At 60.2% G+C, this 18,002-nt stretch carries 15 protein-coding genes and 1 pseudogene; 4 read left to right on the top strand and 12 right to left on the bottom strand.

Translation table 11 applies throughout. From position 1 onward, the window contains the following. Positions 1–68: 68 nt before the first annotated feature. The 10 genes from fdhA to AC54XV_RS24630 all read right to left on the bottom strand — a co-directional run bounded on the left by fdhA (position 69) and on the right by AC54XV_RS24630 (position 12,287). Entirely contained in the window at positions 69–1,268 is a 1,200-nt protein-coding gene (fdhA, locus tag AC54XV_RS24675) for a formaldehyde dehydrogenase, glutathione-independent (RefSeq protein WP_024640215.1), read from the bottom strand. Between the two features lie 129 nt (positions 1,269–1,397). Beyond that, entirely contained in the window at positions 1,398–2,255 is an 858-nt protein-coding gene (purU, locus tag AC54XV_RS24670) for a formyltetrahydrofolate deformylase (protein WP_003402204.1), read from the bottom strand. 205 nt (positions 2,256–2,460) lie between these two features. Beyond that, positions 2,461–3,093, bottom strand: coding sequence for a sarcosine oxidase subunit gamma (locus tag AC54XV_RS24665; protein ID WP_003402202.1), 633 nt, complete (start codon positions 3,091–3,093; stop codon positions 2,461–2,463). A 50-nt stretch (positions 3,094–3,143) separates the two neighbouring features. Then, the gene (locus AC54XV_RS24660) at positions 3,144–6,164 is read right to left on the bottom strand and encodes a sarcosine oxidase subunit alpha (protein ID WP_058399316.1); all 3,021 of its coding nucleotides are present in this window, start codon (positions 6,162–6,164) and stop codon (positions 3,144–3,146) included. Then, positions 6,161–6,457 carry a sarcosine oxidase subunit delta gene (locus AC54XV_RS24655; protein WP_003316160.1) on the bottom strand — a complete coding sequence of 99 codons (297 nt, stop codon included), beginning with the start codon at positions 6,455–6,457 and terminating at the stop codon, positions 6,161–6,163. Before AC54XV_RS24655 ends, AC54XV_RS24660 begins: the two co-directional genes overlap by 4 nt. A gap of 15 nt (positions 6,458–6,472) precedes the next feature. Then, on the bottom strand, positions 6,473–7,723 hold the full coding sequence (locus tag AC54XV_RS24650) for a sarcosine oxidase subunit beta family protein (protein WP_058823188.1): 1,251 nt from the start codon (positions 7,721–7,723) through the stop codon (positions 6,473–6,475). Positions 7,724–7,740: 17 nt separating this feature from the next. Beyond that, complete coding sequence (gene glyA, locus AC54XV_RS24645) at positions 7,741–8,994, bottom strand: serine hydroxymethyltransferase (protein ID WP_024640219.1); 1,254 nt, start codon at positions 8,992–8,994, stop codon at positions 7,741–7,743. Between the two features lie 257 nt (positions 8,995–9,251). After that, positions 9,252–10,430 carry a choline ABC transporter ATP-binding protein gene (gene choV, locus AC54XV_RS24640; protein ID WP_011269186.1) on the bottom strand — a complete coding sequence of 393 codons (1,179 nt, stop codon included), beginning with the start codon at positions 10,428–10,430 and terminating at the stop codon, positions 9,252–9,254. Next, entirely contained in the window at positions 10,427–11,275 is an 849-nt protein-coding gene (gene choW, locus AC54XV_RS24635) for a choline ABC transporter permease subunit (protein WP_170846044.1), read from the bottom strand. The genes choV and choW overlap by 4 nt, the downstream gene beginning before the upstream one ends. A gap of 64 nt (positions 11,276–11,339) precedes the next feature. After that, positions 11,340–12,287 carry a choline ABC transporter substrate-binding protein gene (locus AC54XV_RS24630; protein WP_011269185.1) on the bottom strand — a complete coding sequence of 316 codons (948 nt, stop codon included), beginning with the start codon at positions 12,285–12,287 and terminating at the stop codon, positions 11,340–11,342. A gap of 783 nt (positions 12,288–13,070) precedes the next feature. Here AC54XV_RS24630 and gbdR point away from each other — a divergent pair. Beyond that, positions 13,071–14,174, top strand: coding sequence for a choline metabolism transcriptional regulator GbdR (gene gbdR, locus AC54XV_RS24625; RefSeq protein WP_003402189.1), 1,104 nt, complete (start codon positions 13,071–13,073; stop codon positions 14,172–14,174). Between the two features lie 126 nt (positions 14,175–14,300). Beyond that, positions 14,301–14,759, top strand: a complete 459-nt coding sequence (locus AC54XV_RS24620) for an REP-associated tyrosine transposase (RefSeq protein ID WP_024660127.1) — start codon at positions 14,301–14,303, stop codon at positions 14,757–14,759. A 666-nt stretch (positions 14,760–15,425) separates the two neighbouring features. Here the strand turns inward: AC54XV_RS24620 and AC54XV_RS24615 are convergent. After that, on the bottom strand, positions 15,426–16,478 hold the full coding sequence (locus tag AC54XV_RS24615) for a methyl-accepting chemotaxis protein (RefSeq protein WP_404944247.1): 1,053 nt from the start codon (positions 16,476–16,478) through the stop codon (positions 15,426–15,428). A 90-nt stretch (positions 16,479–16,568) separates the two neighbouring features. After that, a pseudogene (locus AC54XV_RS24610) lies at positions 16,569–16,985 on the bottom strand (MCP four helix bundle domain-containing protein); the annotation flags it as partial. A 477-nt stretch (positions 16,986–17,462) separates the two neighbouring features. On the opposite strand from AC54XV_RS24610, the gene AC54XV_RS24605 reads away from it, so the two are divergent. Together AC54XV_RS24605 and AC54XV_RS24600 are read left to right on the top strand one after the other, a co-directional pair. Then, positions 17,463–17,696, top strand: coding sequence for a hypothetical protein (locus AC54XV_RS24605; RefSeq protein ID WP_003402183.1), 234 nt, complete (start codon positions 17,463–17,465; stop codon positions 17,694–17,696). Continuing rightward, entirely contained in the window at positions 17,693–17,995 is a 303-nt protein-coding gene (locus tag AC54XV_RS24600) for a cell division protein ZapA (protein ID WP_003316170.1), read from the top strand. The genes AC54XV_RS24605 and AC54XV_RS24600 overlap by 4 nt, the downstream gene beginning before the upstream one ends. Positions 17,996–18,002: the final 7 nt, after the last annotated feature.

Here is an 18,002-nt window from a genome sequence, read left to right as displayed (position 1 = left end):
CCTCTCAGGAAACAGCGCACCTGCATAAGTGCGCTGCTTTACGCTGCTTTAAAAGATCGAAGATGGATCTACGCCCCGCTAAACAACCCATGCGGATCAATCACAAACTTCTTCGGCACGCCCGAATCAAACTCGCCATAACCCCGCGGGGCATCATCCAGACTGATCACCTCGACACCCACTATGTCGGCGATCTTGATGCGGTCCCACATGATCGCCTGCATCAGCTGGCGGTTGTATTTCATGACCGGGGTCTGGCCGGTGTGGAAGCTGTGGGATTTGGCCCAGCCCAGACCGAAGCGGATGCTCAGGCTGCCCATTTTTGCCGCGGCGTCCACGGCTCCCGGGTCTTCGGTGACGTACAGGCCGGGGATGCCGATCTTGCCGGCGACGCGCACTACGCCCATCAACGAGTTGAGAACAGTGGCGGGTGCTTCGGCCTGAGCGCCAGCATGGCCGTGACCGCGTGCTTCGAAGCCTACGGCGTCGATGGCGCAATCCACTTCAGGTTCGCCGAGCAGGGCAGCGATCTGCTCGTGCAGGGGGGTGTCCTGGGACAGGTCGGCAATTTCGAAGCCCTGGGCCTTGGCGTGAACCAGGCGTGTCGGGTTGACGTCGCCGACGATCACCACGGCAGCGCCCAGCAAGCGTGCTGACGCCGCCGCAGCCAGGCCGACCGGGCCAGCGCCTGCAACGTAGACTGTGCTGCCCGGCCCCACCCCGGCAGTCACTGCGCCGTGGTAGCCGGTGGGCAGGATGTCGGACAGGCAGGTCAGGTCGCGAATTTTCTCCATCGCCGCATCGCGGTCCGGAAGTTTGAGCAGGTTGAAGTCGGCGTAAGGCACCAGCACGTATTCAGCCTGGCCGCCGACCCAATCGCCCATGTCGACATAACCATAGGCACCACCGGGACGCGCCGGGTTGACCGTCAGGCAGACGCCGGTGTTCTGTTCCTTGCAGCTGCGGCAGCGGCCGCACGCCACGTTGAATGGCACAGAAACCAGATCACCGACTTTCAGATGTTCCACGTCACGACCGGCTTCCAATACTTCGCCAGTGATTTCATGACCGAGTACCAGCCCGGTCTGCGCCGTGGTGCGGCCGCGTACCATGTGCTGGTCCGAGCCACAGATATTGGTGGAGACTACGCGCAGAATCACGCCGTGTTCGATGCGCTTGCCGCGTGGATCTTCCATTTTCGGGAAAGGAATTGATTGCACTTCGACCTTGCCAGCGCCGAGATACACTACACCGCGATTACCAGACATACATGTCACCTCGCTTTTATTGTGATGAAGCAGATTTAGAGCAGAGAAGAACAGTTGCAAGCTTCAAGCGGCGAGAAATACGGATCGCTTGCAGCTTGCAGCTTGCAGCTTGCAGCTTGCAGCTTGCGCCTACAAAACCACTGTCCTGTTGGCGTTGAGGAACACCCGCCGTTCGATGTGATAACCCACCGCGCGGGCCAGTGTCAGCCCTTCGATGTCTCGACCCTTGGCGATCAGGTCTTCGGGATAGTGACTGTGATCGACCACTTCCACGCCCTGAGCAATGATCGGACCTTCGTCCAGATCGTTGTTGATGTAATGCGCCGTGGCACCGACCAGCTTCACCCCCTTGTTGTACGCCTGATGGTAGGGCTTGGCGCCCTTGAAACCGGGCAGCAACGAGTGGTGGATATTGATCGCCTTGCCGTCCAGCTTGCGACACAGGTCCGGCGACAGGACCTGCATGTAACGGGCAAGAATAACCAGTTCTGCACCAGACTCTTCGATGACCTGCCAGACTTTGGCTTCCTGCGCAGGCTTGTCGTTCGGGTCCAGTGGGAAATGGTAGTACGTAATGCCGTGCCAGCCAGCCAGTGGCTCAAGATCAGGGTGATTGGACACCACCGCGACCACGTCCATGGACAGTTGATTGATACGCTGGCGATAGAGCAGGTCATTGAGACAATGATCGGCTTTCGAGACCATGATCACTACTTTTGGCCGGTAGTTGGGCGCGGTGAGTTCGAAGATCATGCCAAACGTTTCGCCGCGCTCACTCAGCCCGGCCCTGAACGCCTGTTCGTCGAAAGCCTCGGGCTGACGAAACTCCACACGGATGAAGAAGCGTCCCGAGAGGCGGTCATCGAAGGAGTGGTGTTCTGTGACGTAGCAACCCTGCTCGAACAGAAAGCGCGTCACTGCGTCTACCGTGCCCAGCATGCTGGGGCAGTCGGCGGTCAAAATCCATGTGTCGGGCGCGCGGCTCATTAAATGAATGCTCCAGAGTATTCGTTATCCGCAAATCTGACTGACAGTGTCAGCCAGCCTGCTCAAGCTGGACGCAGAGCGTCCGGAACTGCATTCCCACGCGGAGCGTGGGGACAATAATCATCGTGTCGGCTATCGTGCAAATGCTCCCGCAGGAGTCTCCATTAAGACTGACGCTGCGGTTTCAGCGCCGGTTCCGGGCGCTTCACGCCTGAATGCTCAGCCCGTACTCGGCACTCGCATCCTGCAGCCACAGCCACCAGTAATCCGAGAAGCTGCGGCGGACCAGCAGCTCCCAGGTTTCTTCTCCGGTCCGGCGGATTACCAGTTGCGACTTGGCGAACACGGTGCCGACTGCCTTGCCCACCGGGAAGTTGTCCGGGTGCACATCGTAGCTGGTCGACTTCATCAGTACCTGGCGCACCTTCGGCCCGCTCAGTTCAAGAATCGACTGCCCGCCGCTGACATTGACGATCGCGATGTGCTGCCCGCTCAGTTCGTCGCGTAGCTTCTGTTCTGCCGCAAACTCTTCGCCGCTCGGCACGATCAGCAGCCACTCGTCCGGGCCAAGCCACTGCAGCGAGCTCTCGCCGCTGATGACCAGCATCAGCGCGGCGGGCAATTCCATGCCCAGCGCCTTGTGGACGCCAGCGGCGAAGGCCGGATCGTGGGCATTGCCACGAATCGTCAGATGCCCCAGCAGCTTTTTCTCGCGCAGGAAAACCCCCGGACTGGCGCGCCCCTTGCCAATCAGGCTGTCGAGGTTTGCATGGAACAGCGGCGACTCGGCTTTGACATCGGAGGTCGGGCGCTGCTGGTAAACGTTGGCTGTGCTCATGATTCACCTGCTTGAATTCTGTGTGCCGCGGATGATCGGCTCATCGTGTGCTACTCGACGTTCTGCCGCTCGCCCTTCGGATCGAAGAACACCGAAGAAACGATCTCGGCTTCGATCACGCTGCCATCGGCCAGAGGTGCGAAGACCCGCTCACCCATACGCGCCAGGCCGCCTTTGACCACGCCCATCGCGAACGAATAGCCCAGCGAGTTGTGCGCGTAACTGGAGGTCACGTGGCCGACCATGCTCATCGGAATCGTCTGTTTGGTGTCGAAGACCAGTTGCGCGCCTTCCGGCAGCCATTTGGCAGGGTCCACCGGCTTGAGGCCGACCAGTTGCTTGCGCTGTTCACGCACGCAGTCTTCGCGATTCATGCCGCGCCAGCCGATCCAGGAGAACGGCTTGGTACGGCCGACACACCAGCCCATGTTCAGGTCGTCGGGCGTCATCGAGCCGTCAGTGTCCTGACCGACGATGATGAAACCCTTCTCTGCGCGCAGCACGTGCATGGTCTCGGTGCCGTAAGGCGTCAGGTTGTACTGTTTGCCTGCCTCGGCGATCTTTTCCAGAACGCCCATGGCGTAGTCGGCCTGAATGTTGACCTCGTAGGACAGTTCGCCGGTAAACGAGATGCGGAATACCCGGGCCGGCACTCCGGCGACCAGACCTTCCTTCCAGGTCATGAACGGGAAGGCTTCACGGCCCAGATCGATATCGGTGACTTCGCTGAGCAGCTTGCGGCTGTTGGGACCGGACAGCGTCAGGGTCGCCCAGTGATCGGTCACTGAGGTGAAATACACTTTCAGGTCCGGCCATTCGGTCTGTTGATAGATTTCCAGCCATTGCAGGACGCGCGCTGCGCCGCCCGTGGTGGTGGTCATCAGGAAGTGGTTGTCAGCGAGACAGGCGGTTACCCCGTCATCGAAGACCATGCCGTCTTCCTTGCACATCAGGCCGTAGCGCGCCTTGCCCACGTCCAGCTTGGTCCAGGCGTTGGTGTAGATACGGTTAAGGAACTCGCGTGCATCCGGGCCCTGAATATCGATCTTGCCCAGTGTCGATGCGTCCAGCAGGCCGACGCTGTCGCGCACCGCCTTGCATTCGCGAGCAACGGCGGCGGGGAGGTCTTCGCCGTTTTTCGGGAAGTACCACGGCCGTTTCCACTGGCCGACGTCCTCGAATTCGGCACCGTTTTTGACATGCCAGGCATGCAGCGCGGTGAACCGCACGGGTTCGAAGATGTGTTTGCAATGACGTCCGGCTATCGCGCCGAAGGTCACCGGCGTGTAGTTGGGACGGAACATGGTGGTGCCCATTTCCGGGATCGACACATTCAGTGAACGGGCGGCGATGGCCAGGCCGTTGACGTTGCCCAGCTTGCCCTGATCGGTGCCGAAGCCCAGCGCGGTGTAGCGCTTGACGTGCTCGACCGACTCGAAACCCTCGCGCGTTGCCAGTTCAATGGCGGCGGCGGTGACGTCGTTCTGAAAATCAACGAACTGCTTGGGTGCCCGAGCGGTGCCTTTTTCATGGGGCACCTGAAACAACGCCAGCGTCGGCTCTTCAGCACGGCTGAGGGCTTTGGGCATCACGCCTTCGACCACCTTGAAGCCCGCTTCACTGGCAGCGCGCACGCCGCCTTCGAAGCCATCGGCAAGACTGTCAGCCAGGCTGTAGACGCCGTTGACGCCGCCTACGCAGATACGTTTCTGTGGTGCCTCGCCTGGTACGAAGCCGAGGATGTCCTCGCGCCAGACCGGCTTGCCGCCCAAGTGCGAGGCCAGGTGCACGATCGGGCTGTAACCGCCGGAGCTGGCAACCACATCGCATTCAAGCCATTCGCCGGGGCTGGTCACGCTGTGCGTCTTTACGTCGATGGCGGCAACGCGGGCAGCCGTCACGCGCTTGCTGCCGCGGGCCTCGATGACCGCGCTGCCGGTCAGGATGCGAATGCCTTTGGCCCGCGCTTCTTCAACCAGCGGACCGCGTGGGTTATGCCGTGCATCGGCAATCGCTACCACGTGCAGGCTGGCGTCGAGCCAGTCCAGAGCGACGCGATAGGCATGATCGTTGTTGGTGGAAAGCACCAGTTTCTTGCCCGGTGCCACGCCATAACGGCGGACGTAAGTCGATACGGCACCGGCCAGCATGTTGCCGGGCACATCGTTGTTGCCATAGACCAGCGGACGCTCGTGAGTACCGGCGGCCAGCACCACACGTTTGGCACGTACCCGGTGCATGCGCTGGCGGACCATGCCGATTGGCGCGCGATCACCCAGGTGGTCGGTGAGGCGCTCGTGGATGGTGAGGAAATTGTGATCGTGGTAACCATTGACCGTGGCACGCGGCAGCAGGGTGACGTTGTGCAGGCTTTTCAGCTCGGCGACGACCGTCGACACCCACTCGGCGGCCGGTTTGCCGTCCAGGCTTTCGCGGCTGTCGAGCAGGCTGCCGCCGAACTCTTCCTGTTCATCGGCAATGATCACGCGGGCACCGGAGCGACCTGCTGCCAGGGCGGCGGCCAGACCTGCCGGGCCCGCACCGACGATCAACACGTCGCAGTGCTGGTTCATCGCATCGTAGCTGTCCGGGTCGTTCTCGGTCGGCGAGCGCCCCAGGCCGGCAGCCTTGCGGATGTACTTCTCGTAAGTCATCCAGAACGATTGCGGGTACATGAAGGTTTTGTAGTAGAAACCCGGCGGCATCAGCTTGCCGCCGACCTTGCCCAGAATGCCCATGACATCGGTGTTCACACTCGGCCAGCCGTTGGTGCTGGTTGCGACCAGTCCCGAGTACAGCGCCTGTTGCGTAGCGCGCACGTTGGGGATCTGCGTCGCTTCGGTCGCGCCGATCTGCAGCACCGCATTGGGCTCTTCCGAACCCGCTGCGAAGATGCCGCGCGGGCGGGAGTATTTGAAGCTGCGGCCGATGATATCGACACCGTTGGCGAGCAGGGCAGAGGCCAGCGAGTCACCTTCAAAGCCCTGGTAGGTCTGGCCGTTGAAGGTAAAGTTGAGCACCTTGCTGCGATTGATACGGCCGCCGTTGGGCAGGCGATGGGTCTGGCTCATACCTTGTCTCCCTGATCCGTGAACTGCGGTCTGGTACCGATCGGATAGGTCTCGAGAATCTCGTAGGTCACGGTGTTACGCGTCATGTTGAAATACTGGCGGCAACCGGCGGCGTGTATCCACAGTTCGTGATGCAGGCCGCGCGGGTTATCGCGAAAGAACATGTAGTCGCCCCATTGCTCATCGGTACAGGCACCGGGGTCCAGCGGGCGCGGGATGTGCGCCTGACCGGACGGGTGGAATTCCTCTTCGGAGCGCAGTTCGCCACAGTGAGGACAGAAGATATGCAGCATGGTCGGGTTCTCCTGTTAGTGGGCTACGGCTGCAGCGCCATGTTCGTCGATGAGTGCGCCGTTGTGGAAACGGTCAATGGAGAACGGTTTGGCCAGCGGATGCATCTCGCCTTTGGCCAGGCTGGCGGCAAACACGTTACCCGAGCCCGGCGTGGCCTTGAAGCCGCCTGTGCCCCAGCCGCAGTTGAAGAACATGTTCGGCACCGGGGTCTTGGAAATGATCGGGCAGGCGTCCGGCGTGGTGTCGACGATGCCGCCCCACTGACGGTTCATGCGCACGCGGGACAGCACCGGGAACATCTCGACGATGGCCTGGATGGTGTGTTCGATCACCGGGTACGAGCCGCGCTGGCCGTAGCCGACCCAACTGTCGATACCGGCGCCGATCACCAGGTCGCCCTTGTCGGACTGGCTGATGTAGCCGTGTACCGCGTTGGACATGATGACGCTGTCGATAATCGGTTTGATCGGCTCGGAAACCAGTGCCTGCAACGGATGTGATTCGATGGGCAGACGGAAGCCTGCCAGCCTGGCCATGTGCCCGGAGTTGCCGGCGGTGACCACACCGACACGTTTGGCACCGATGAAACCCTTGTTGGTTTCCACACCGATGCACACGCCGTTTTCCTTGCGAAAGCCGATGACTTCGGTCTGCTGAATCAGGTCGACGCCCAGCGCATCGGCCGCGCGGGCGAAGCCCCAGGCCACCGCATCGTGACGGGCGACGCCGCCACGGCGCTGAACGGTTGCGCCGATGATCGGGTAACGGGTGTTTTTCGAGCAATCCAGGTACGGGATTTCCTCGGCGACCTGCTGGCCGTTGAGCAATTCGCCGTCCACGCCGTTAAGCCGGTTGGCGCTGACGCGGCGCTCGGAGTCACGCATGTCCTGCAGGGTGTGGCACAGGTTGTAGACGCCGCGCTGGGAGAACATGACGTTGTAGTTCAGGTCCTGGGACAGGCCTTCCCACAGTTTCATCGCGTGTTCATACAGGTGGGCCGACTCGTCCCACAGGTAGTTGGAGCGCACGATGGTGGTGTTGCGCGCAGTGTTGCCGCCGCCCAGCCAGCCTTTCTCGACCACGGCCACATTGGTGATGCCGTGCTCCTTGGCCAGATAATAGGCCGTCGCCAGACCGTGCCCGCCGCCGCCGACAATGACCACGTCGTAGATCTTTTTCGGGGTCGGCGTGCGCCACATGCGCTGCCAGTTTTCATGGTGGCTGAGGGAATGCTTGAGAAGGCCGAAGCCTGAGTAATGCTGCATGTGAGGCTACTCCTGACTCAGCGATAAACCGGAAAATCGGCGCACAGGGCGGCGACCTGGCTGGCGACGTCGGCCTCGACATCGGCATCACCGAGGTTGTCGAGGATGTCGCAGATCCAGCCGGCCAGCTCGACGCACTGGGTCACCTTGAAGCCGCGGGTGGTAACGGCCGGTGTGCCGATGCGCAGGCCGGACGTCACGAACGGCGACTGCGGGTCGTTGGGCACCGAGTTCTTGTTGACGGTGATGTGCGCACGGCCCAGCGCGGCGTCGGCGTCCTTGCCGGTCAGGCCCTGACGGATCAGGCTGACCAGAAACAGATGGTTGTCGGTGCCGCCGGAGACGACGTCGAAGCCCCGTTCGATGAACACCTGCGCCATCGCTTGCGCGTTGTCGATGACCTGCTGTTGATAGGCCTTGAAGGCGGGCTCCATGGCTTCCTTGAAACACACGGCCTTGGCGGCGATGACGTGCATCAGCGGGCCGCCCTGACCACCGGGGAAGACGGCGGAATTGAATTTCTTTTCCAGCTCTTCGTTGGCCCTGGCCAGAATCAGGCCGCCGCGTGGGCCGCGCAGGGTCTTGTGGGTCGTGGTGGTGACTACGTCTGCGTAGGGCAGCGGATTCGGGTAAAGACCGGCGGCAACCAGACCGGCGACGTGCGCCATGTCGACGAACAGGTAGGCGCCCACCTTGTCGGCGATTGCGCGGAAGCGCGGGAAGTCGAGGGTCTTGGAGTAGGCTGAAAACCCGGCGATGATCATTTTCGGCTGGCACTCGACGGCGATGCGCTCGACTTCGTCGTAATCGATCAGCCCGGTCGCGGTGTCGATGCCGTACTGCACGGCGTTATAGAGTTTGCCCGAGAAGCTGACCTTGGCGCCGTGAGTCAGGTGACCGCCGTGCGCCAGGCTCATGCCCAACACGGTATCGCCGGCCTGAAGCAGCGCCAGATAGACCGCTGCGTTGGCCTGACTTCCGGAATGCGGCTGAACGTTGGCATAGTCGGCACCAAACAACTGTCTGGCGCGTTCGATGGCCAGTTGCTCGACCTTGTCGACGTGCTCGCAACCGCCGTAGTAACGCTTGCCGGGATAGCCCTCTGCGTACTTGTTGGTCAGGCCGCTGCCCTGCGCCTGCATCACGCGTTTGCTGGTGTAGTTCTCCGAGGCGATCAGCTCGATATGGTCTTCCTGACGCTGCTCCTCGGCGTTCATCGCCGACAATAGTGCATCGTCATAACCCTGGATCTGGTCTTGCTTGCTGAACATCGCGGATCTCCCAGCGGCGGCGCGGCGCCTGACTTGTCGTTCGGGCTGAACAGAGCCCTCTGAGAGCGATGGTAGGGCCGGACCGAAGACGCCAAATGCCTATGGACGCCACACAAAGGTGCGTTTACGACATGCGGCTGAGGGAGCAGAAATAGCGGCAGGGGAGTTACCCGGGTGAAGGCTGTGGACGAAAAAAAGCCCGCTCCCGGCTGGATGAGTCCAGCGCGGTGGAGCGGGCTTGTCGGTTGCAGGCCTTGTCAGCCGTGGTTTTTGCCCAGCAACGCGTGATACAGCTCGGTATCACCCAGAATGCCGACCACTTTATTGCCGTCCTGCAGGACCAGTTTGTTGCCGGTCTGGTAGCGGATCTGCAGCGCGTCGCGCATGCCGATGTTGGAATGCACAAGCGTGGGGCGTCGATCCAGGGAGGCGACGTCCTGGCCGGGGGTCCAGTTCTGCAGATCGAGGGCCGAGGCACCTTGCCGTGCACCTTTGATCACGTTGCCTTCGGCCAGATCGAGCCATGAGTCGCCACTCGGGTCCAGGCACACCGAACCGTTGACGTGGGTGCACTCCTCGACGGTACGCATCAGGCTGCGACCGCACAGCACGTTCAGTGGGTTGGTATGTGCAACGAAGGTGCGCACGTATTCATCGGCCGGATTGAGAACGATCTGTTCCGGCACGCTGTATTGCACGATGCGGCCATCCTTCATGATGGCGATCCGGCTACCGAGCTTCAGTGCTTCGTCCAGATCGTGGCTGACGAACACAATGGTCTTGCTCAGTTTGGTTTGCAGGGCAAGCAGTTCGTCCTGCAGACCCTGGCGGATCAGCGGGTCAAGCGCCGAGAAGGGTTCGTCCATTAGCAGGATGTCGGCGTCCATCGCCAATGCTCGCGCCAGGCCCACTCGCTGCTGCATGCCGCCAGACAGTTCGTCGGGCTTCTTGTTGCGCCACTGGGTCAGGCCCACCAGCTCGAGCTTTTCATCCACCAGCTTGCGCCGTTCCTTTTCGGGGCGACCCTGCATTTCCAGGCCGAAGCTGATGTTTTCGCGCACCGTCAGCCAGGGCATCAGGGCGAACTTCTGAAAGACCATGGCAATGCGCTTGGTGCGCATCATTTTCAGTTCGGCTGCGCTGCAGTTGGCGATGTTGATCTGCGAGCCTTCATGCTCGACGAACAGGGAGCCACGGCTGACGGTGTTGAGGCCGTTGATACAGCGCAACAGGCTGGATTTGCCGGAGCCCGACAGGCCCATCAGGACGCAGATTTCGCCCTTTTCGATATCCAGACTGGCGTTTTCGACGCCGACGATCTGTCCGGTTTTCTTGAGGATCTGGTCACGCGTGAGGCCTTCGTCGAGCAGTTTGAGGGCTTCACGCGGGTCCTTGGAGAAGATGACGTCTACCTTGTCGAATTTGATGATACTCATGCGTCGGACCCTACCTTGGCTTCGGGTTGTTTGCAGATGCGGTCGAGCATGATGGCCAGCAATACGATTGCCAGACCGGCTTCGAAACCGAGCGCGATGTCGGCCGTGTTCAGCGCGTTGACCACTGGTTTGCCGAGGCCGTCGGCGCCGACCAGGGCGGCGATGACCACCATCGACAACGACAGCATGATGCACTGGGTAATGCCGGCTGCAATGCTGGGCATCGCGTAGGGCAGTTCAATGCGTGTCAGCAACTGGCGGCGTGACGAACCGAAGGCCTTGCCGGCATCCAGCAACTCCTGAGGCACATCGCGGATACCCAGGTAGGTCAGGCGAATCGGCGCGGCAATGGCGAAAACCACCGTCGAGATCAGGCCGGGTACCACGCCCAGACCGAACAGCGTGAGCGTCGGAATCAGATAGACGAAGGTGGGCACGGTCTGCATCAGGTCGAGTAACGGCCGGATGATGGTGTAGAACAGCGGCTTGTGCGCGGCAATGATGCCCAGCGGCACGCCGATGACGACACAGACCAGCGTGGCGAAGAGCACCTGCGCCAGGGTTTCCATGGTCTCCTGCCAATAGTGCAGGTTGAGGATCAGTAGAAACGAAAGGATGACGAAAACCGTCAGGCCCCACTTGCGCTGGATGAAGTGCGCGAGGGCGGCGATAAGGCCGATCAGTACGAATGGATTGAACCAGGTCAGCGCGAAAGTGAACCCGTGGATCATCATTTCCAGTGTCGAGGCTATCGCGTCGAAGTAATCGGCGCCGTTGGCCGTCAACCAATCGACAAATGCGGCGATGTACTCGCCCAGAGGGATTTTATGGTCAGTCAGCATGATTTCGGGTGTCCGCTTGCGGAAGGTGAAGAGGGCAGCAGGCGGGTCAGTCCCGCCTGCTGTCGGCTTACTGGGTCAACTTGGCTTTGGCTGCCTCCAGGCCTGGCTTGCCATCGACGGTGTTTACGCCTGCGAGCCAGGTGTCGAGTACTTGAGGGTTTTTCTTGATCCACGCCTTGGCGGCGGCATCAGGCTTCATCTTGTCGTCCAGCACGTTGCCCATCAGGGTGCTTTCCATGTTCAGCGTGAAGGACAGGTTCTTGAGCAACTGACCTACGTTGCTGCACTCCTGACTGTAGCCTTTGCGGGTGTTGGTGTAGATGGTCGCCTGGCCGTAGTTGGGGCCGAAGAAGTCATCGCCGCCAGTCAGATATTTCATCTTGAAGCGGGTGTTCATCGGATGCGGTTCCCAACCGAGGAACACCACATCGTTTTTGCGTTTCACGGCGCGGTCGACCTGCGAAAGCATTGCGGCTTCGCTGGATTCAACGACCTTGAAGCCTGCGTCCTTGAGGCCGAAGGCGTTCTTGTCGATCATGCTCTGGATCAGGCGATTACCGTCGTTGCCAGGCTCGATGCCGTAGATCTTGCCGCCCAGTTCCTTCTTGAATTTGGCGATGTCGGCGAAGTCATGCAGGCCTTTGTCGTAAAGCGCTTCCGGGACCGCCAGGGTGTACTTGGCGTTCTCCAGGTTGGCACGCACGGTTTCGACGGTCCCGGCTTCGCGATAGGGCTTGATGTCGTTTTCCATGGTCGGCATCCAGTTGCCGAGGAACACGTCCATGTTCTTGCCGTCGGCCAGCGACTTGTAGGTCACCGGTACGGAAATCATGGTGGTTTTGGTCTTGTAACCCAGTGACTCGAGTACGGCGCTGGTTACCGCAGTAGTGACGGTAATGTCAGTCCAGCCGACATCGGAGAAGTTGACCGTATGACAGGCCTCTGGCTCGGCTGCCTGGGCTAGCACCGGCATACAGAGCGTAGCGGCCAACAGCAACGATTTGGAACCTTTCATGGGGTGGACTCCTGTGAGTTTCTTCTGGTCATCAGCAGGTGAACGCTGACGCGGCTTATGGGTTGGCGAGGCTTTTCGCGAAGCTCCATCACTGCGCCGGGCGATCGAGTCGGAACCGATCATGTAACAGGGAAAATCAAACGCCTACAGGGGGCGTCGTATCCAGTGCAGGAGGCGTCGTATCCAGTGCGCGCAAGGTCGCTTACAGATTCGTTGCATCGTACGCACGCCCGGTTGCAGTGTCGGAACTGCGAAAAAACGGCCAGTACGTTACACGGTTGCTGCGCAGGTCGGCAGCGGTCGGTTGGCAGGTCGGTGCCTGCGCGAACGCGGTGCTTTGGAGGGGAGTAACGCCGACAAGTTCATTATCGGGGCGGATCCGCCAGTGGTCATGCCAGGTCGCGTGCCCTTTTTTTGCGGCTGCGCGCTTTTCGATCACGCGCCCTGCAGGCCGCCACTTTTTAGCGCGAACGCCTGCCCTCGGCACGGCTGCCTCGGGATGTGCCTTGAGTAGCACTCGGCGTGTGAACGCCCCTCGATCGTTTCCCTGAAGTGCTACCGAACTGCTCATCGAACTCCGCGTGCGGCGGCCTCGCCGTCGCAAACAGGTATGAGGGTCGCAGCCGGGTAGACGCTTCGCGACGTCGTTTTCAGGTGTTCTTGAATGAGCGATCAAATTCCGGCATGGGATTTGCGATGTCATTACCAAGCCCTGCAATAACGAGGGCTACAAGAAGAGCCTGTCCTGGGGCCAACCATTGCCATATGAGAGGAGATAGTGTGATGACATCGTTCAATCAAGGGACTCAACCCCAGAACCGCGCGCCTCAGTCCATCGGCTTTCTGCTGCTGGATAACTTCACCCTGATCTCCCTCGCATCGGCGGTAGAACCCCTTCGCATGGCCAATCAGTTATCGGGCCGCGAGCTGTATCGCTGGACCACGCTGAGTGTCGACGGCGGCCAGGTCTGGGCCAGCGATGGTCTGCAGATCACGCCGGATGCGGCGATGCACAAGGCTCCTTTGCTCGACACGGTCATCGTCTGCGGCGGTGTCGGTATTCAGCGCTCCGTCACGCGTGAACACGTCAGCTGGCTACAGGGCCAGGCGCGTCAGTCGCGTCGTCTGGGCGCCGTGTGCACCGGCAGTTGGGCGCTGGCGTGTGCGGGTTTGCTGGATGGTTTCGAGTGCAGCGTGCATTGGGAATGTCTGGCCTCGATGCAGGAAGCCTTTCCACGGGTGTCGATGAGCACCCGGCTGTTTACGCTGGACCGCAACCGTTTCACCAGCTCGGGCGGCACCGCACCGCTGGACATGATGCTGCACCTGATCAGTCGTGATCATGGGCGCGAGTTGTCGGCAGCCATTTCCGAAATGTTCGTCTACGAGCGCATTCGCAACGAACAGGACCACCAGCGCGTGCCGCTCAAGCATATGCTCGGTACCAATCAGCCGAAGCTGCAGGAAATCGTGGCGCTGATGGAAGCCAATCTTGAAGAGCCGATCGACCTTGACGAGCTGGCTGTGTATGTCGCCGTTTCGCGCAGGCAGCTGGAGCGGCTGTTCCAGAAGTATTTGCATTGTTCGCCTTCGCGCTACTACCTGAAACTGCGCCTGATTCGCGCCCGGCAACTGCTCAAGCAGACCCCGATGTCGATCATCGAAGTGGCGTCAGTGTGCGGCTTCGTGTCGACGCCACACTTCTCCAAATGCTACCGCGAATACTTCGGCATCCCGCCACGTGACGAGCGCGTAGGGTCCAACACCGCACAGCAGGTCGCGATGATGCCGATCCCGCAGGCCCTGGTACTCGCCCCGCTGTCCGGGCCGATGTCGGCCCTGAGTCAGGCGCGTAATGAGTCGACGTTTGCGAGTGTGAGGCTGTAACAAAACGTCCGGTTTGCAAATGCTCACGACGAGAAAGCATCTCTCACAGGCTGTAAAACATTCGCTCTGCTCATCGCCCTACAGACGCTAAGGTTCAACGTTGAACCGGTTCTGGAGGGCGATGGAATGCCTCATTGCGCAACGACACGACACCTGCGCAAAGGCAGATACTCGGCAGTTGGTCAGACTTACATGGTCACTTCAGTAACGAAGGGCCGTGTAACTGTGTTCGCCGAAATGCAGCTGGGACGGCTGCTCGTACGAGAAATGAAGCGTTGCGAAGAGCAGGGGCTGGTCAAGTCTATGGCATGGGTAGTCATGCCTGACCATCTCCACTGGCTTTTTGAACTCAAGGCCGGTGATTTGCCCAGCTTGATGAAACAATTAAAGGCCCGAAGCTCGATTGCAGTTGGAAAACTGTGTGTCCGTCCTCACGCTTTGTGGCAATCCGGGTACCACGACAGAGCAATCCGCGACGAAGAGGATATTGCGCCGATAGCCCGTTATATCGTGGCCAATCCTTTACGTGCGGGCTTGGTTAAAAAGCTTGGGGATTACCCGCTGTGGGATGCTATCTGGGTTTGAGGCACGGGCAGCTTTCGCGAACAAGTTCGCTCCTACGGCCTGCGGCCAGAAGCTGAAGGCTCACAGTTTGCTTCTGCCCGAAGGGCGTGAGCATTTTTCGCGAACAAGTTCGCTCCTACGGCCTGCGGCCAGAAGCTGAAGGCTCACGGTCTGCTTCTGCCCGAAGGGTGTGAGCATTTTTCGCGAACAAGTTCGCTCCTACGGCCTGCGGCCAGAAGCTGAGGGATCACGGTTTGCTTCTGCCCGAAGGGTGTGAGCATTTTTCGCGAACAAGTTCGCTCCTACGGCCTGCGGCCAGAAGCTGAGGGATCGCAGTCTGCTTCAGCCCTTAGGGCGTGAGCATTTTTCGCGAACAAGTTCGCTCCTACGGCCTGCGGCCAGAAGCTGGGGCTCACGGTCTGCTTCTGCCCGAAGGGTGTGAGCATTTTTCGCGAACAAGTTCGCTCCTACGGTCTGCGGCCAGAAGCTGAGGGATCACGGTTTGCTTCTGCCCGAAGGGTGTGAGCATTTTTCGCGAACAAGTTCGCTCCTACGGCCTGCGGCCAGAAGCTGAGGGATCACGGTTTGCTTCTGCCCGAAGGGTGTGAGCATTTTTCGCGAACTTGTTCGCGAAGACTGGCTTTCACACAACATAGCTTCCGGAAATAAAACGCCCGTTTTCGAGCATCAAAGCGCGAAGCGCGCCACCATGCCGTTGAGGTCGATTGCCAGGCGTGACAGCTCGGTGCTGGCTGCGCTGGTCTGGTTGGCGCCGTTGGTGGATTGTGCCGACAGGTCGCGGATGTTGACCAGGTTGCGGTCCACTTCGCGGGCGACTTGTGCCTGTTCTTCGGCGGCGCTGGCGATGACCATGTTGCGTTCGTTGATCTCTTCCACGGCGCTGTTGATGGTATTCAGGGCCTGGCCTGCGCCCTTGGCGATGTTCAGCGTCGATTCGGCGCGTTCGGTGCTGTTGCGCATCGAGCTGACGGCCTGTTCCGTGCCGGTCTGAATGCTGCTGATCATGCGTTCGATTTCGCTGGTCGATTGCTGGGTGCGATGGGCCAGGGCACGGACTTCGTCGGCCACGACGGCAAAGCCACGTCCTGCTTCACCGGCCCGCGCTGCTTCGATGGCGGCGTTCAATGCCAGCAGATTGGTCTGGTCGGCCAGGCCGCGAATCACGTCGAGCACCTTGCCGATATCACGCGACTCATTGGCCAGGCTGATGATCAGCTCGGCGGTGCCTTGCACGTCGCCACTCATACGCTCGATGGCGCTGACGGTTTCCTGAACCAGGTCGCGGCCATCGCCCGCAGAGGTCGCCGCGCTGCGCGAGGCCTGCGAGGTGCTGGTGGCGTTGCGCGCCACTTCTTCCACGGCGCTGGTCATCTGGTTGACCGCAGTGGCAGCCTGTTCTATTTCGTCGTTCTGCTGCACCAGCCCGCGTGCGCTTTCGTCAGTGACGGCATTCAGTTCTTCGGCTGCCGAAGCCAGTTGCGTGGCCGAGCCGGAAATACCCTGCAAGGTATCGCGCAGCTTGTCCTGCATGGTTTTCATGGCCAGCAGCAGACGACCGGCTTCATCGGTGCCGTCGATACTGATCGGCCGGGTCAGGTTGCCTTGCGCGATGGTCTCCGCTGCGAGCAGTGCGGTGGCAATCGGTGTGGTAATGCTCTTGATCAGCATCCAGGCAAACACGAGGGTCAGCAGGGTGGCGGCGATCAGCAGTCCGATCACCATATTGAATGCCGAGTCATACTCGATGGAGGCCTGCTCCTTGACCTCATTCAACTGCGCCGTATTGATATCCACCAGCTTGCGCAGCACAACGTTCATCTGGTCGGAGTTGCTGACCATTTCGTTGTTGAGCAAGCCCTGCAATTCGTCGATGTTGTTCGCACGGGTCAGCGTTTTCAGGCGGTCTTCAAGCTGGCGATACTGGCCCAGCAACTGCACGTACTGGCTATAGAGGTTGCGCTCGTCGGGGGTACTGATCAGCTTCTCGTAAACGGCCTGAGCGTCAGTGATCTGCTTGTTGCGCATCGCCATCAGCTCGATGGTTTTCTGCTGGGTTTCCGGATCGCGATTGACCAGCAATCGATAGGACAGCACCCGCAGACGAATGCTGACTTCAGCGAAGCGATCGAGGCTCTTGATGCTGGGCACGTTGCTGTCGGCCAGCACCTCGGTGGCGCTGCGGATCTTGCTCATCTGTGACAGTGCAAAGACGCCCAGAATCAGCATGAGGGTGCCGATCATGGCAAATCCAAGAAACGCTCGAGGCGCGATGTTCATATTTCGCAGGGACATAGAAAGCTTCCAGGGTCATTTACGCGTTCCATGCGATTTAGAGACGGAGATAAAGCCGTAAGTGGGGTGCCTATCGGACGTGCGACTAAAGTCTTGAGCCGATAGGCACGTATTGGGGGTGACTTAATCGTGACGATTTCTTCATTTCTTTCGCCGATCGGGCGCAAGCCTTTGAAAAGACGAGGCGGATGCTTTTTTCACGATGGCAGTCTGCCCATTGCCTGCGCGCATTTGTCGCAGTTTCAGACGGTCTGACGAACAGCAGGAACCGGATACCGAATAAGGAGTCACAAGCCCCCTACGCGTCTACGTTATCGATGTGTCGATGTGATGACAGAGCGGTGAGCGCTGGTATGCGCAGCGACTTTTCTTTATCGTACGCGCCCGTTGAAATTTGCTCGAGAAATCAAAATGTTGGAAGCCTCCCTTAGCCAATTGGAACAACTTGTCGGCGATCTGGTGCAGCAGAACCAGGCCCTTCAGGAAACAAATGCACAGCTCAGTGCCGAGCTGGCAAAAGCCAAGGACGAGAACGAGAACTTGCAACTGAGTCTGATGGAGCAGGAAGAGAAGCATGGCAGCACTGCCGCGCGTATCCAGGCACTGGTTGATCGCGCCACCAGCGCAAGTGCTGTCGGCGCATGAACGTCGATGGCAGCGGTGTAACCGTTCTCACCATTCTGGGCAATGAGTACTCGGTCAAGGCGCCGGCTGGCGAAGACCTGACCCTCATGAAGGCCGCTGCGATGCTCAATGCGTCGCTGGCCGACACCAAACGCAAATACCCGACGTTGATCGGTGACCGTCTGCTGGTCCTTGCAGCGCTGAACCTCTGCTCACAGCAGATCGAGCTCGAGCAACTGCACAAGGTCGAGCTCAAGCGCTACCGGGAGCAGGTCGAAGCGACGGTGGATGTGATCGCCAAGACCATCGCCCCGAACTGAACGGGAG

It is taken from the genome of Pseudomonas fragariae (ex Marin et al. 2024) (assembly GCF_059621105.1).
Note: the sequence above shows the minus strand (reverse complement) of the source record. Positions and strands in the feature narration are given on the sequence as shown.

Excerpts from the sequence above, each read along its gene's own strand:
- AC54XV_RS24630 (WP_011269185.1), bottom strand. The coding sequence starts at position 12,287 with ATGAAAGGTTCCAAATCGTTGCTGTTGGCCGCTACGCTCTGTATGCCG.
- AC54XV_RS24660 (WP_058399316.1), bottom strand. The coding sequence starts at position 6,164 with ATGAGCCAGACCCATCGCCTGCCCAACGGCGGCCGTATCAATCGCAGC.
- AC54XV_RS24600 (WP_003316170.1), top strand. The coding sequence starts at position 17,693 with ATGAACGTCGATGGCAGCGGTGTAACCGTTCTCACCATTCTGGGCAAT.
- AC54XV_RS24655 (WP_003316160.1), bottom strand. The coding sequence starts at position 6,457 with ATGCTGCATATCTTCTGTCCTCACTGTGGCGAACTGCGCTCCGAAGAG.
- purU (WP_003402204.1), bottom strand. The coding sequence starts at position 2,255 with ATGAGCCGCGCGCCCGACACATGGATTTTGACCGCCGACTGCCCCAGC.
- glyA (WP_024640219.1), bottom strand. The coding sequence starts at position 8,994 with ATGTTCAGCAAGCAAGACCAGATCCAGGGTTATGACGATGCACTATTG.
- fdhA (WP_024640215.1), bottom strand. The coding sequence starts at position 1,268 with ATGTCTGGTAATCGCGGTGTAGTGTATCTCGGCGCTGGCAAGGTCGAA.
- AC54XV_RS24620 (WP_024660127.1), top strand. The coding sequence starts at position 14,301 with ATGCCTCATTGCGCAACGACACGACACCTGCGCAAAGGCAGATACTCG.
- choV (WP_011269186.1), bottom strand. The coding sequence starts at position 10,430 with ATGAGTATCATCAAATTCGACAAGGTAGACGTCATCTTCTCCAAGGAC.
- AC54XV_RS24605 (WP_003402183.1), top strand. The coding sequence starts at position 17,463 with ATGTTGGAAGCCTCCCTTAGCCAATTGGAACAACTTGTCGGCGATCTG.
- AC54XV_RS24650 (WP_058823188.1), bottom strand. The coding sequence starts at position 7,723 with ATGCAGCATTACTCAGGCTTCGGCCTTCTCAAGCATTCCCTCAGCCAC.
- AC54XV_RS24665 (WP_003402202.1), bottom strand. The coding sequence starts at position 3,093 with ATGAGCACAGCCAACGTTTACCAGCAGCGCCCGACCTCCGATGTCAAA.
- gbdR (WP_003402189.1), top strand. The coding sequence starts at position 13,071 with ATGACATCGTTCAATCAAGGGACTCAACCCCAGAACCGCGCGCCTCAG.